The following is a 13704-nucleotide window of genomic DNA, read 5'->3' as shown; positions in this document are numbered from 1 at the left end:
AGTCGGCTGCCCGTTTTTTTATGGGCAAAATGCCGCTTCAAATCTGTTTTGCGGCTCAAGACAGCCGTTTTTTTAGAAGGTGATGACATATTCCATGAAGAATATTCGAAATTTCAGCATTATCGCCCACATTGACCACGGTAAATCCACCCTTTCGGACCGTCTCATTCAGGCAACGGGGATCATTGCGGACCGGGACTTTCACGATCAGATTCTGGACTCCATGGACATTGAGCGGGAGCGGGGAATCACCATCAAAAGTCAGACCGTCTGTCTGCCCTATACGGCAAAGGACGGGAAAACCTATTCCCTGAACCTCATTGATACGCCCGGTCATGTGGATTTCACCTACGAGGTGTCCCGCGCCCTGGCCTCCTGTGAAGGGGCGCTTCTCCTTGTGGATGCCACCCAGGGGGTGGAAGCCCAGACCCTGGCCAACCTCTACCTGGCCATGGAACATAACCTCACCATCATTCCCGTAATCAATAAGATCGACCTTCCCAGCGCCAATGTGGAATGGGCCAAGGAGCAGATTGCCGATGACCTGGGGCTGGATCCTTACGCCGCTGTCCTGACCTCCGCCAAGGAGGGGATCGGAATTGATGAACTGCTGGAGGCCATTGTCGCTCAGCTTCCCCCACCGGAAGGGGATGGGGATGCGCCTCTCAAAGCCATGATCTTTGATTCCCATTACGACCCCTACCGGGGCACCATCGTTCATCTGCGCATTGTGGATGGCAGCATCCGGGCAGGGGATGAAATCCGTTTCATGAGCAACAATGCCGTATACCGGGTGGAGGAGGTGGGGCTCTTTCAGATTGTGCGCAATCCTCAGAAAATGCTTTCCGCAGGCCAGGTAGGGTACATGATCGCAGGCATCAAGACCGTGAGCGACACCCGTTGCGGAGACACGGTAACCCTGCACAGAAAACCCTGCGCCAAACCCTTTGGCGGTTTCCATGAGGCCAAGCCCGTGGTCTTCTCCTCCATTTATCCTGTGGCTTCCGATGACTATGAGGAGCTTGCCATTGCCATTGAAAAACTCAAACTCAATGACGCAGCCCTCATGTATGAAAAGGACAGCTCCGCAGCCTTAGGCTTTGGATTCCGATGCGGGTTTCTCGGCATGCTGCACCTGGAAGTGGTGCAGGAGCGTCTGGAGCGGGAGTTTGATCTCTCCTTGATCATTACGGCCCCTTCGGTGAGTTATCAGGTGGAACTCATGGACGGTGTGATGCAGGTGGTGGACAACCCCGCCCTCTATCCCGATCCTACCCTGATCAAATCCGTGAAGGAACCCTTTATCAAGGCCAATATCATTGTGCCGGATCGTTACATGGGCGCTGTGATGAAGCTCTGCATGGAGCGTAGGGGAATTAACCGGAACTACCAGTATCTCACCTCCAACCGGCTCGAAATGATCTTTGAGCTTCCCCTGGGCGAGGTGGTCTATGACTTCTATGACAAACTGAAAAGCATCACCCAGGGTTACGGCTCCTTTGACTATGAAATGCTGGAGTATCGGGAAACCAACCTTGTGAAGGTGGATATTCTGGTGAACGCAGAAAAGGTGGATGCCCTGGCCCAGCTGGTGCATAAGGACAAGGCTGAGCCCAGAGGCCGCATGGCCTGCGAGCGGCTCCGGGAGGAAATTCCGCGCCAGCAGTTCAAGATCCCCATTCAGGCGGCCATCGGCGGTAAGATCATCGCGCGGGAGACCATTTCTGCTTTCCGAAAGGATGTGACGGCCAAGTGCTACGGCGGAGACATCAGCCGTAAGCGTAAGCTTCTGGAAAAGCAGAAAAAGGGAAAGAAACGGATGAAAATGGTGGGCCAGGTGGAAATTCCCCAGTCCGCCTTCCTTGCCGTTCTGAAGACAGGAGATTGAGGGCTTTTTTTAGGGTGGCCTGCCTTCAACCAGGTGTACAGGCAACCAGGCGATTTGCCCGTGATGCATCTTGATTTTTCAGGGGAGGCCGGGATTTTTTGGAAAGGGGCCTTCTTGCCTTTGGGGATGCCGGAAGGATTGGAAAAAGGCCCTGTGAGATGGGGGGCGAACGCACAAAAGTCTTGCCAAAGTCCCGGCATTGAGATAGGGGCTTTTTGTCATGGATTCAGGATACTTGTTTTCCGGTCAAATGGTCTGACCCTTTGGCCGCAGCCAACCTTGTGAAGGAGAATGGTTATGAAACGGATGATTGTCGGGCTTTTTTGTGTACTGGCGCTGGCTGTGACAGCCCATGCCGGTGGTTCCTGGGAAAGGGTTCAGCAGGCGGGTAAGCTTGTCATTGGCCTTGATGATGCCTTTGCCCCCATGGGCTACCGTCTGGAGGATGGTACGCTGGTGGGCTTTGATATTGACGCCGCAGAAGCGCTGGGCAAGCGGATTGGCATTGCCATTGAATGGCATCCCACGGCCTGGGACGGGGTCATTCATTCTCTGAATTCCGGAAAGTTTGATTGCATCTGGAACGGTATGACCATCACCGAAGCTCGTGCGGAGCAGGTGAATTTTACGGAACCCTATATCATGGACGGCCAGGTGGTGGTGGTGCGCTTTAATGAAAATCGTTTTGCCTCCTATCAGGACCTGGGGGGGATGGTCATTGGCGTACAGAAGGGTTCCAGCGCTCTTAATGCGGTGGCCAAGCTGCCCAATGCGCCCAAGGAAGTGCGGGAGTATGTGGACAATCCCAAGGCCCTCCTTGACCTTGAAAGCGGTCGCCTGGACGCTGTGATCATTGACAATGTGGTGGGACGCGATGCCATTTCCAAGCGCATCGGTAAATACAAAACCCTTAAGGGCTTTATCACCAAAGAGCCCTTTGGTGTGGCTTTCCGCAAGGCGGATGTGAGCCTCCGGGATCGGGTGCAGGCGGAGCTGGATGCCATGGTGGCCGATGGTTCCCTTGGACGGATTTCTGAAAAGTGGTTCGGTGAGAATATCGTTGATAAGGCGGCCTGGTAATTTTTTTGGGAAGCGCTGTCCTTTTTTTGGTTGTTGATTGTCCGCCCGACGCCCGCAGGAAATCCATGCGGGCGTCGGTGTTTCAAGGAGAAGCATGATACGTTTTTTCATTCCGGTCCTCCTCCTCTAGGGCTTTTGGTCTCTCCCTTTCCCCTCCATGCGGACACCGCCCGTATTTTTCGGGAGGCGGATAATCTCATGGTCATGGGGGATCTGGTGGAGGCCGCAGAGCGGCTGGCCGTCATTGCCCCGCCTTCGGAAGGTGGTGAGCTTGCACCCTTTGTGCGCAGCCGTATGCAAATGGCCCGGATTTTTCATGCCCTGAAAGATTATGAGAAAGCCATGGCGGCCTGCCGTGAGATTCTGGATCCTTATCCTCAGAATGTGGAAGCGGCTAATTTTCTGCGTTCCCTGGAGCGGGAGCGTCTGCCTGCCTACCGCGTTTTTATCAAGGATGCCTGGCTTTTTCTGCCCAGCCTGATTCAGGGCGCCATGATGACCCTCACCCTGGTTGTGGTCACCATGTTGGTTTCTCCCCTTGGCGGACTGCTCATTGCCCTGGGCCGCATCAGTCGAATTCCCCCCCTTTCCGGGCTGTGCTGGTTCATCATCTGGTTTTTCCGGGGAACTCCGCTTCTTCTTCAGCTTTTTTTCATCTATTACGGCCTTCCCAGCCTGGGCATCACCTTAAAGCCCCTGACCGCTGCCCTGCTGGGCCTTGGGATCAACTATTCAGCCTACCTTGCGGAGATTATCCGGGGAGGCATTGAGAGCATCGACCATGGTCAGATGGAGGCAGCCAAAGCCATCGGCATGACCTACGGGCAGGCCATGCGGCGGGTGATCATCCCCCAGACCTACAAGCGCCTGATTCCGCCCGTGGGCAATGAGTTCATTGCCCTGATCAAGGACACAGCCCTTGTGTCCACCATTGCCATGGTGGAGCTGATGCGTGCTGCGGATCAGATGTTCAATGCCTATTTCAATGTCAATGTACTGATCCTGGCGGCCTGCATTTATCTTCTTTTTACCACGGTCTTTACCTTCTGCTTTGAGACCCTTGAAAGGCGGGTGGGGGTTTATGAAAAACGGTAAGAACACGGTTCTCGAATTAAGGGGTATTGTTAAACGATACGGCAGTCTGACAGCGGTGAAGGATGTGAGCCTGAGTGTGGCTCCTGGGGAGAAAGTGGTGATCATCGGACCCTCAGGATCGGGAAAATCCACCCTGCTCCGGAGTGTGAACATGCTGGAGCGCATTGACGAGGGGCATATCCTGTTTGAAGGCAGGGATGTGGGGTATGTGACCCGCAAGGGAAAACGGGTGCCGGACTGCCAGAAGAATATCTGTCGCCTGCGTTCGGAGATCGGCATGGTGTTTCAGCATTTCTATCTCTTTCCCCACATGAGCGTTCTTGGCAATGTCATGGAAGGTCCGGTTACGGTCAAGGGAATGGACAAGGTCGCAGCCCGGGAGCTGGCCTGTCTCATGCTGGAAAAGGTGGGGCTTTCGGATAAAAGGGATGTGTTTCCCGCCACGCTTTCCGGTGGACAGAAACAGCGGGTGGCCATTGCAAGGGCTCTGGCCATGCAACCCAAGATGATGCTTTTTGATGAGCCCACATCCGCCCTGGATCCGGAACTGGTGGGAGAGGTCTTTGACACCATCCGCGCTCTGGCCAGGGAGGGCATGACCATGATCATTGTCACTCATCAGATGGGCTTTGCACGGGAGATTGCAGACCGGGTGATTTTTATGGAAAACGGCGTGTTTGTGGACAGCGGCAAACCGGGGGATTTTTTCGGAACCTGCCAGGAGAACGAGCGGATATCTGCCTTTTTGTCTCGCTGTTTGTAGGCTTGAGATTCTGAAGGAAAAAGAGAGGGGGGTCGGTTTTGTATCGGCATCCCTTTTTTCTTTTTCGGAGCAGGGGGGTGGGAATAAAAAAAGTCCCGGACACGTGGTCCAGGACTTTTAATTTTTTTTATGGTGCCCAAGGGCGGAATCGAACCACCGACACGAGGATTTTCAGTCCTCTGCTCTACCGACTGAGCTACTTGGGCGCTCAAGACGAAGCCTTTGTAAGGAAAATGGCTCTGAGTGTCAAGATATTTTTATTTGCGGGTATAAAAAGTTTCCAGGCCCTGGATCGTATGCGTGTCCAGGGCCTGGGGAAGAGTTTTCAAGGTTTTGGCATTAAAGGAAAAACATTCTTTTTCAGTCCTTGTTTTTCTTATCTTCGTAAAGGGCGGTCCGGCTGCTCTTTTTTTTCAGGACGATTTGGGGGAAGGCTCCGGAGAATCTTCTGGGGGAAAGAAGGGAACCTGCGGCGGATGGGAAAGGTCTCCGTAGCGGAACTGCAAAAGGGCGCTGCCTGCGAGGACAGCGGTGGGCGCTTTGAGGATACGGGGCCCAAGGCCGAGAATCTCATACCCCGCTCTCTGGAAGGCTTCGACCTCGCTCGTCTCAAACCCGCCTTCAGGCCCGAATACGGCGCGGATGCGCGAGGGCCGGGCGTGTGGGCCGGGCCATGGGCTGGTCCGGGTGCTTTCCCAGAAAAGAATCCGCATCTCATGCTCTTGCCCATCTTCCAGAAGGGGGGAGAGGGTATCGTGGAAAAGGATATCCGGCATATGGCCTGCACCGCACTGCTTGAGGGCTTCGGTGGCAAGGCGCTGCCAGCGCTCCAGACGGGCTTTGACCTTATCTTCTCTCAGGACAGGCACGCTGCGTTTGGCGGAAAAAATCCGGAGGGTGCGCACCCCGAGCTCGGTGAGGGGGCGGATCAGGTCGTCAATTTTTTTTTCTTTTAACAGGGCAATGGCAATGTCCAGATGCACAGGAGAGTCTGGAATGCACCGTCTGGCGCCGCAGAGCCTGAGGTGGACGCCTGTTCCGTCCACGGCTGTGATGCGGGTGTCGTATTCATTGCCTCTGCCGTCAAAAAGGCAGAGAAGGTCTCCGGGCTGCATGCGCAGAACATTGCGGACATGTATGGCGTCCTGGCCTGTCAGGGTCAGGGTATCCGGTGGAAACTGGGGCATGGAAACGGGGATGCGGGGCATGGAAACTCCTTGTTGAATGGCATGGCGGTCTCATCCGGGCGTGCGGGGAGGATGGAAGGACTCCGGGGCATCAGGCCCGCAAAATCTATACTGATTTTGCCGGAAAGGGCAAGTTCGCTTTCTTGACAGAATTTTTCTCATATGAAATATTGCCTGCATCATTTGTTTGCTGTCAGAGCCTGTCGCGTGGTATCTTAGGCCCCGAACAAGGGGTTTTTTTGGGATATCGTCGCTTTTTTTCTTTCCTGCGGTATCTACAATGCCAATCTGCCCAGCCATACAAGCGGAGACCTTATGAAGGATAAGCCTGAAGGGAGCGCTGCGTCGTTCCGAAATGATGGATTGACCGATGACCTGGATCTTTCGGACCTTGCCGTAAGTCTTCAGGCAGAAGGAAGTGCGCGGGATTCTCTTCCACAGCCTGTTCTGGAAGTGGTTTCGGAGATCCCGGATCCGGAAGACAGGGCCCAGATGCCTCCGCATACCGAAGGCTTGTCCGGAGAAGACGATAATTTTATTGAGATTGAGGATATTCTGCTTGGCAGTCCTTCGGATCTCCCCCGACCGGGCAAGGAGGAGATCCCTTCCGGACTCGTTTTCCCCCCCCCACCCGATCCCCAGGGTGATCTTGCCCAGGCCCTGGAACCGGAAGACTGGATGGAAGAGCAGGATCTCGGCGCAGAGGATGTCCCGGATTTTTCTGCTTCTGCTGCGAGCAAAGACGTTGCGTCTGGAATCCGGGCGGATTCGGGATTTGGCTTCCGGGAGGAAGAATCCCTGGATCTGCTGGATGTGGGGGATTTTCTGGAGGATGGATCGGATCAACCGGACAGGGCAATGAGCGCGGTTACGGATATGCTCCGCAGCGATCTTCAATCTGAAAGGCCGCCTGCCCATGCATTCCAGGCCCAGGAGGCAGATGTCCTGGACCTTTCCCTGGCCGCGGATTTTCTGGATAGCCTGGATGGGGAGGGGGAAAAGGCGGTGCCTCCCCAGGAAGAGGATGTCCTGGACCTTTCCCTGGCCGCGGATTTTCTGGATAGCCTGGATGGGGAGGGGGAAAAGGCAGTGCCTCCCCAGGAGGCGGATGTGCTGGACCTTTCCCTGGCCGCGGATTTTCTGGATAGCCTGGACGGGGAGGGGGAAAAGGCAGTGCCTCCCCAGGAGGCGGATGTGCTGGACCTTTCCCTGGCCGCGGATTTTCTGGATAGCCTGGATGGGGAGGGGGAAAAGGCAGTGCCTCCCCAGGAGGCGGATGCGCTGGACCTTTCCCTGGCTGGGGATTTTCTGGATAGCCTGGACGGGGCAAATGAGAAGGCGGCGCAGGAAGAAAATCTTCGGGATTTACCCCTTTCAGAGAGCTTTTCCGAAGATCTGAATGACCGGGAGTCCCAGGAAAGAACGGTCCTTGCCCAAGGAGATTCCCAGGATCTGGAAGGGGTGGAAGAAACTCCGGAGGAGAAGGATCTTCTGTCTTCTGCTGAGGTGGACGATGCGATGTTTGAGGAAAACCTGCTGGACCTGGACGATCTGCTGGAAACACCCGATGGAGCAAAGGATTCCGGGGAAAGGCAGTCCCTCCCTGAAGAGAGAATGCGTGACCTGGAAGCGGAGGTCTTCACCGAATTTCCAGAAGAAGCCCTGGAAGGATTGGGGCTGGATGCAGTGACGCCTGAGATGGATGGGCAGGGAGAGGAAGGGGGTTTTTCCGAGGTTCCGTTGATGCCTGAAAGCGGAGTTTCCGGGAAAACGGGCAAAGCCTATGACCTTGCGGAAGAATCCTGGATGCCGGATACGGATTTTGTTCCCCTGGTGAGTCGTTCTTCCGATGAAAAAAGAGACCTGACTCCCATGGAACTCATGGAAGAACGGCTTTCTGAGATTGATTTTGAAGCCATGCTGGAGCGGGTGGTGCGCAAGGTCTTTTCCGAAAAGCTTGATGCCGCCTTGATGTCCGTTGTGGAGCGGGCTGTGGAAAAGGAAATCCACAGCCTGAAGAAAAATCTCTATGAAGACTGAGATGGGTTCGTATAGGACGTAAGGCCCGGTGAGGGTTGCGTCGGCATGGCCTGGGAAGTTCGAACATCACGCAGAGCCTTCAGCCTTGCAGCCCGGATTCCGGCGGATTATGAGATCATCCACACCTGGGGGATCAAAAACTTGCACAAAAAAAGGGATTATTTCATAATCCTTTTTTTTTGCGGCCCGTTTTCTGGTATCCCGTATCCGGACCGCTTTTTGGGGCATGTGACCGGAGTTTTCATCGGAAACCGGTTTTTTTTGAATATTCTTCAGGATGCATGAGGGAAGGGACATGAGCGAAGCTCTGTTGGATAAGGGGTATGAGCCCCATGAGGTGGAAGCACGCTGGTACCGGTACTGGCTTGAGAACAAACTTTTTGCTGCAAAGGACAGGGATGGGGAAAGGGAGGCCTTTTCCATTGTGATTCCGCCGCCCAATGTCACGGGCAAGTTGCACATGGGTCATGCGCTGAACAATACCCTTCAGGATATTCTCTGCCGTTATCAGCGGCTTTGCGGTAAAAACGTACTCTGGATGCCGGGAACGGACCATGCGGGCATCGCCACCCAGAACGTGGTGGAAAAACAGCTGGCTTCAGAAGGTAAATCCAGAGATGACCTGGGCCGGGATGCTTTCATTGATCGGGTCTGGGAATGGCGTAAGGAATACGGTGGCGCCATTATTCATCAGCTTCAGCGGCTTGGCGCTTCCTGTGATTGGGATCGGGAGCGTTTTACCATGGATGAGGGACTCTCCAGGGCCGTGCGCAAGGTTTTTGTACGACTTTATGAAGAAGGTCTCATTTACAAGGGCCATTACCTCATCAACTGGTGCCCTCGCTGCCACACAGCCCTTGCCGATCTTGAGGTGGAGCATGAGGAAAAGGCCTCTTTTCTGTATCACATCGCCTATCCCCTGACAGACGGCTCCGGTTCTCTGGTGGTGGCCACCACCCGTCCGGAAACCCTTTTCGGCGATACGGCCGTGGCCCTGCATCCGGAAGATGAGCGTTATGCGGACCTTTCCTGCGCTTCCGTGAAGCTGCCGCTCACAGATCGGGAAATTCCCGTGATCCGGGATAGCTATGTGGATCGGGAATTTGGCACGGGTTGCCTGAAGGTAACCCCGGCCCACGATCCCAATGACTTTGAGCTTGGCATCAAGCATGGTCTGGAGCAGATCAAGGCCATTGACGATGATGGCCGTATGAATGCCCATGCGGGGCCTTTTGCAGGACTGGATCGTTTTGTCGCCCGGGAAAGGGCGGTTGCGGAGCTTGAAAAACAGGGACTTCTCGTCAAAAAGGAAGATCTTACCCACAGTGTAGGCCACTGCTACCGTTGTAAGACCGTGGTGGAACCCAACCTTTCCCTGCAATGGTTTGTGAAGGTGGGGCCTCTGGCGGACAAGGCCCTGAAAGCCGTGGAAGAGGGAAAAACCCGTATCTACCCGGAGAACTGGACAAAAACCTATTATGAATGGATGCGCAATATCCGGGACTGGTGTATTTCCCGTCAGATATGGTGGGGGCACCGTATTCCCGCCTGGACCTGTGAGGACTGCGGCCGCCTTCTTGTGCTGGAAGCGGACCCTGAGACCTGCCCGGATTGTGGCGGAACAGCTCTGACCCAGGAAAGTGATGTATTGGACACCTGGTTCAGCTCCGCCCTCTGGCCCTTTTCCACCATGGGCTGGCCGGAAAAGACCGATCTTCTGAAAACCTTTTACCCCACCTCCGTACTGGTGACAGGTTTTGACATTCTTTTTTTCTGGGTGGCCCGCATGATGATGATGGGAACCCACTTCATGGATGAGGTGCCGTTTAAGGACGTTTACATCCATGCCCTGGTGCGGGATGCAGAGGGCAAGAAGATGAGTAAATCCCTTGGCAACGTCATTGATCCTCTGGAAGTCATCGAAAAGTACGGCACGGACGCCTTCCGTTTCACCCTGACAAGTTTTGCGGCCATGGGCCGGGACATCAAATTGTCCGAGGAAAGGGTGGAGGGCTACCGCCATTTCATCAACAAACTCTGGAACGCGGCCCGCTTTTCCCTCATGCACCTGGATCAGGCCTATGACAGTTTTGATCCCAAGGCCATATCCCTGCCGGATCAGTGGATTCTTTCCCGTCTGCACAGTGTGGGCGCCCAGGCGCAGCAGGCCCTGGATACCTACCGTTTCAACGATGCGGCCTCCATTCTGTATCGTTTTGTGTGGAACGAATTCTGTGACTGGTACCTGGAGGCCATCAAACCCATCCTCTTTGGCAAGTCCGGAGATGCTGCCATGCGGGCCACCAAGGGGGTTCTCTATCGGGTGATCAGTGACACCCTGATTCTTCTTCATCCCATCGTTCCCTTTGTGACCGAAGAAATCTGGGAGAAGCTCCCTGGCGGGCGCGGTTCCATCATGGAGGCGGATTTTCCCACGTTGAACTGGGACAACCAGCGCCTGGCTTATTCGCCTGAGGCGGAAGTGTCCATGGAATTTGTCATTGAACTTGTGACTGGCGTGCGGAACATCCGGGGTGAGATGAATCTTTCCCCTGCCCAGGCCCTGAATGCCCTTTTCCATACGGACAATCCCTTTCAGAAGGAAATGCTGACCCAGCATCAGGATCTCATGAAACTGCTGGCGCGTCTGGATACCCTGGATGTGATGCCCGTGGGTGAACGACCCAGAGCCAGCGCCACGAGCATTGTTTCGGGTTCGGCCCTTTATGTGCTGCTGGAAGGGGTGCTTGATTTTGCAAAAGAAGTGGAGCGCCTGGACAAGGCCATGGCCAAGGTGGACAAGGAGTTGGGCGGGATAGCTGCAAAGCTTGAGAATTCAGGATTTGTGGATAAGGCGCCAGAGCCTGTGGTGAAAAAGGTGAAGGCCCAGTACGAGGAGCTTGTGGAAAAACGGGCCCAGCTTCTTGCCAATCGGGATCGCATTGCGGGCATGGTGTGAGCTGGAAATAAGGGGACAGAAGCCTTTTCAGCCCAGGAGGGCTTTTGGGACCGGCAGGAATGAAGGATTTTTCAGCGCCTGACTGAGGTCAGGCGCTCTGATAAAGGAAGAAACCAATGTATGCCGTTGAACGCCTGATTGACCTGGCCCTGGAAGAGGATATCGGCACAGGAGACATCACCACAGAGGCCATCATACCCGAAGAAGCCATGGGAGAGGGTCTGATTCTCGCCAAGGAAGAAGGGGTGGTTCCTGCGGGTTTTTCTGTGGCCCAGCGGGTTTTTGAAAAACTGGATAAGAATGTGGTCTTTTCTCCTCTGGTTGCCGAAGGGAGTCCTGTGGAATCGGGCACCCTGCTCCTAAGACTTGAGGGCCGGATGCGGGCTCTTCTGACCGGAGAGAGGACAGCGCTTAACTTTCTGCAGCGTCTCTGCGGGATCGCCACCCATGTGCGGCGTTTTGGCGCGGGGATGGAGGAAAGCGGTATTCTTCTGGTGGATACCCGGAAAACGACGCCTGGCTGGCGAGTCTTGGAAAAATACGCGGTTCGGGTGGGCGGAGCTGCCAATCATCGCATGGGACTGTATGACGGAGTGCTGATCAAGGACAATCACATTGCCGCCGCAGGGGGAATTGCCCAGGCCATGGCTGCGGTGCGAAAGCGGGTGTCTCATCTGATCCGGATTGAGGTGGAGGCCGAAACCCTGGAAGAAGTGGATGAGGCGGTTGCCGGAGGGGCGGATGTGATTCTGCTCGATAACATGGATGCCGCCATGGTGGCCGAAGCTGTGCGTCGGATCGGGGGGCGGAGTCTTGTGGAGGTTTCCGGCATGGTGACGCCGGAGCGCATGAAAACCCTGGCCCTTGCGGGTGTGAACATCATCTCCGCAGGGGCCCTCACCCATCAGGCAAGGGCTGTGGATCTGAGCATGCGCATTGCACCGCCGGGCGGTCTTTTTCGCTGAAGGGGGTGAGGGGGGCTGGGGATGCCAGAACGGGCATTCTGGCTCCCCCATTGCTGCAAAGGAGAAAGAAATTCCGGAACTCTCCCCTCTGACGATCCGCAAGCCTTACCCATCCGGCGCCCTTATCTGAAGGAGAGGCCATGATTCCCATCCGAGATACCCAGCCTTCCCGCAACCGGCCTGTGGTTACCCAGATTCTCATTGTGGTGAATGTCCTTGTTTTTTTCATGCAACTGGGGCAAGGGCCAGAGATGGGACGTTTCATCTGGGAGTGGGGGCTTGTGCCTGCGCGGTATACGGATCCCCTTATTTCCGGACGATGGGGATTTTTTCATCAGGCTTTCACCCTGTTTTCCTTCATGTTTCTCCATGGCGGATGGCTGCATATCATCGGCAATATGTGGACCTTGTGGATTTTCGGAGACAATGTGGAAGACAGGCTGGGGCCTTTGCGGTATCTGGCCTTTTACCTGGGATGTGGTTTGGCCTCGGGCCTGGCCCATTTCATGGTCTATCCTTCTTCTCCCATTCCCGTTGTGGGGGCCAGCGGCGCCATTGCGGGGGTAATGGGCGCCTATTTCATTTTGTATCCCGCATCCCGCATCCTTACGCTCATCCCCATTCTCATTTTTCCCCTTTTCATTGAAATTCCAGCCTTTGTTTACATGGGCCTCTGGTTTTTTCTCCAGGTATTCAACGCCATGGGCGGTGGAGGCGGCGTGGCCTGGTGGGCGCACATCGGAGGTTTTGTGGTGGGTGCCCTCCTGGTGCGTGTACTGGTCCAGTTTCCCGAAGGCCATTTTGCAACCCGGGTGCGTCAGGTCACCCAGCGACGCAAAACGCCGGGCCTGCAGACCATTCGTCCCATTGCACCGCAGGATACACCGCACATGTATGGCACCCTCGTCATTTCTCCCTTTGAGGCCCTGGCCGGATGTACCAAAAGGGTCAATATTCCCTGGGGTTTTTATTCCAGGCTCTATAAGATCACCGTGCCTCCCAAAACCCAGGATGGTCAGAAACTGCGGCTGAAGGGACTGGGGCGACGCATGGCCGATGGCGGTAGCGGGGATTTGTACCTGAAGGTGCGTGTGCGCCAGATGGATGGGGATACGCATTTCTGACGCATTGACTTTGTTCGGAGATCCGATTATTTTTCTTCAGGATTTTTTATGAATCCTTCTGAGGAGGACGGAAAGGCATGGACATGATGGGAAGGGAAAATCGGATGGGGATGAGACTTGGAGTCTTTGTACTCCTGCTATCTCTACTCGCACCATCCCTGATTCATGCCTGCGGCTGCACCATGGGGTCGGATACGATTCCCGCCTTTGGGGAACCCCAGCCCAAAACGACGGAATCCTTTCCGGTTTCCTGCTGTGCAGAAGGTTCAGAAGATGCACCCTCAGCTCCCCCTTCTGAAGCCAGCGAGACTCTCTCTGCCTGTGACCCCCTGAGGATGGACTGCTGTTGCACCACGACTCCTGAAAAAGGGGAGAGCGCTGTCCTGCCCCCGGTTTTGCAGGGTCTGGACACGATCTTTCGCCATGCCCTTTTGACCCCATGCCTTCCTGGGCCGCAGAATCCCCGGATTTCCTGGGCTCTGGCCTTTTCCTATTCCAAGCATCTCACCCCCACGCCTCCCCACATCGCTTCCACCGTTCTTCTGATTTGATGCCCTTTTCTTAAAAAGGATTTTTCGGGGTTTTGACCCCGGATCTTCTCTG

General features: G+C 55.1%; 10 protein-coding genes and 1 tRNA gene. 9 read left to right on the top strand and 2 right to left on the bottom strand.

Translation table 11 applies throughout. From position 1 onward, the window contains the following. The first annotated feature begins 94 nt into the window (after positions 1-94). The 4 genes from lepA to RBR60_RS03325 all read left to right on the top strand — a co-directional run bounded on the left by lepA (position 95) and on the right by RBR60_RS03325 (position 4826). On the top strand, positions 95-1888 hold the full coding sequence (lepA, locus tag RBR60_RS03340) for a translation elongation factor 4 (RefSeq protein ID WP_320354436.1): 1794 nt from the start codon (positions 95-97) through the stop codon (positions 1886-1888). 297 nt (positions 1889-2185) lie between these two features. Beyond that, entirely contained in the window at positions 2186-2968 is a 783-nt protein-coding gene (locus tag RBR60_RS03335; RefSeq protein ID WP_320354435.1) for an amino acid ABC transporter substrate-binding protein, read from the top strand. 135 nt (positions 2969-3103) lie between these two features. Continuing rightward, a complete protein-coding gene (locus RBR60_RS03330) occupies positions 3104-4063 on the top strand; it encodes an ABC transporter permease subunit (protein ID WP_320354434.1) in 960 nt (319 codons plus the stop codon). After that, positions 4050-4826, top strand: a complete 777-nt coding sequence (locus RBR60_RS03325; RefSeq protein WP_320354433.1) for an amino acid ABC transporter ATP-binding protein — start codon at positions 4050-4052, stop codon at positions 4824-4826. Before RBR60_RS03330 ends, RBR60_RS03325 begins: the two co-directional genes overlap by 14 nt. A gap of 130 nt (positions 4827-4956) precedes the next feature. On the opposite strand, the gene RBR60_RS03320 is transcribed toward RBR60_RS03325, so the two are convergent. Both RBR60_RS03320 and RBR60_RS03315 read right to left on the bottom strand, forming a co-directional pair. Then, a tRNA-Phe gene (locus tag RBR60_RS03320) sits at positions 4957-5032 on the bottom strand. A gap of 207 nt (positions 5033-5239) precedes the next feature. Beyond that, positions 5240-6034, bottom strand: coding sequence for an RsmE family RNA methyltransferase (locus tag RBR60_RS03315; RefSeq protein WP_320354430.1), 795 nt, complete (start codon positions 6032-6034; stop codon positions 5240-5242). 294 nt (positions 6035-6328) lie between these two features. On the opposite strand from RBR60_RS03315, the gene RBR60_RS03310 reads away from it, so the two are divergent. The 5 genes from RBR60_RS03310 (at position 6329) to RBR60_RS03290 (ending at position 13652) form a co-directional block, all read left to right on the top strand. Next, positions 6329-8053: a hypothetical protein gene (locus RBR60_RS03310; protein WP_320354428.1), complete on the top strand. Its 1725-nt coding sequence runs from the start codon at positions 6329-6331 to the stop codon at positions 8051-8053. A 295-nt stretch (positions 8054-8348) separates the two neighbouring features. Beyond that, on the top strand, positions 8349-11012 hold the full coding sequence (locus RBR60_RS03305) for a valine--tRNA ligase (RefSeq protein ID WP_320354426.1): 2664 nt from the start codon (positions 8349-8351) through the stop codon (positions 11010-11012). Between the two features lie 116 nt (positions 11013-11128). Then, on the top strand, positions 11129-11977 hold the full coding sequence (nadC, locus tag RBR60_RS03300; RefSeq protein ID WP_320354425.1) for a carboxylating nicotinate-nucleotide diphosphorylase: 849 nt from the start codon (positions 11129-11131) through the stop codon (positions 11975-11977). Positions 11978-12117: 140 nt separating this feature from the next. Beyond that, the gene (locus RBR60_RS03295) at positions 12118-13101 is read left to right on the top strand and encodes a rhomboid family intramembrane serine protease (protein WP_320354423.1); all 984 of its coding nucleotides are present in this window, start codon (positions 12118-12120) and stop codon (positions 13099-13101) included. A gap of 104 nt (positions 13102-13205) precedes the next feature. Beyond that, positions 13206-13652: a hypothetical protein gene (locus tag RBR60_RS03290; protein WP_320354422.1), complete on the top strand. Its 447-nt coding sequence runs from the start codon at positions 13206-13208 to the stop codon at positions 13650-13652. The last annotated feature ends 52 nt before the right edge of the window (positions 13653-13704 follow it).

Source organism: Desulfobotulus sp. (assembly GCF_034006065.1).
In the GTDB taxonomy this organism is placed as follows: Bacteria; Desulfobacterota; Desulfobacteria; order Desulfobacterales; family ASO4-4; genus Desulfobotulus.
The sequence above is the reverse complement of the archived record's forward strand: the minus strand, read 5'-3'. Positions and strand labels throughout refer to the sequence as shown.

Bases quoted from the DNA above. Each gene is read 5' to 3' on its own strand.
- lepA (WP_320354436.1), top strand. From the start codon at position 95: ATGAAGAATATTCGAAATTTCAGCATTATCGCCCACATTGACCACGGT.
- RBR60_RS03335 (WP_320354435.1), top strand. From the start codon at position 2,186: ATGAAACGGATGATTGTCGGGCTTTTTTGTGTACTGGCGCTGGCTGTG.
- RBR60_RS03325 (WP_320354433.1), top strand. From the start codon at position 4,050: ATGAAAAACGGTAAGAACACGGTTCTCGAATTAAGGGGTATTGTTAAA.
- RBR60_RS03315 (WP_320354430.1), bottom strand. From the start codon at position 6,034: ATGCCCCGCATCCCCGTTTCCATGCCCCAGTTTCCACCGGATACCCTG.
- RBR60_RS03310 (WP_320354428.1), top strand. From the start codon at position 6,329: ATGAAGGATAAGCCTGAAGGGAGCGCTGCGTCGTTCCGAAATGATGGA.
- RBR60_RS03305 (WP_320354426.1), top strand. From the start codon at position 8,349: ATGAGCGAAGCTCTGTTGGATAAGGGGTATGAGCCCCATGAGGTGGAA.
- nadC (WP_320354425.1), top strand. From the start codon at position 11,129: ATGTATGCCGTTGAACGCCTGATTGACCTGGCCCTGGAAGAGGATATC.
- RBR60_RS03295 (WP_320354423.1), top strand. From the start codon at position 12,118: ATGATTCCCATCCGAGATACCCAGCCTTCCCGCAACCGGCCTGTGGTT.
- RBR60_RS03290 (WP_320354422.1), top strand. From the start codon at position 13,206: ATGGGGATGAGACTTGGAGTCTTTGTACTCCTGCTATCTCTACTCGCA.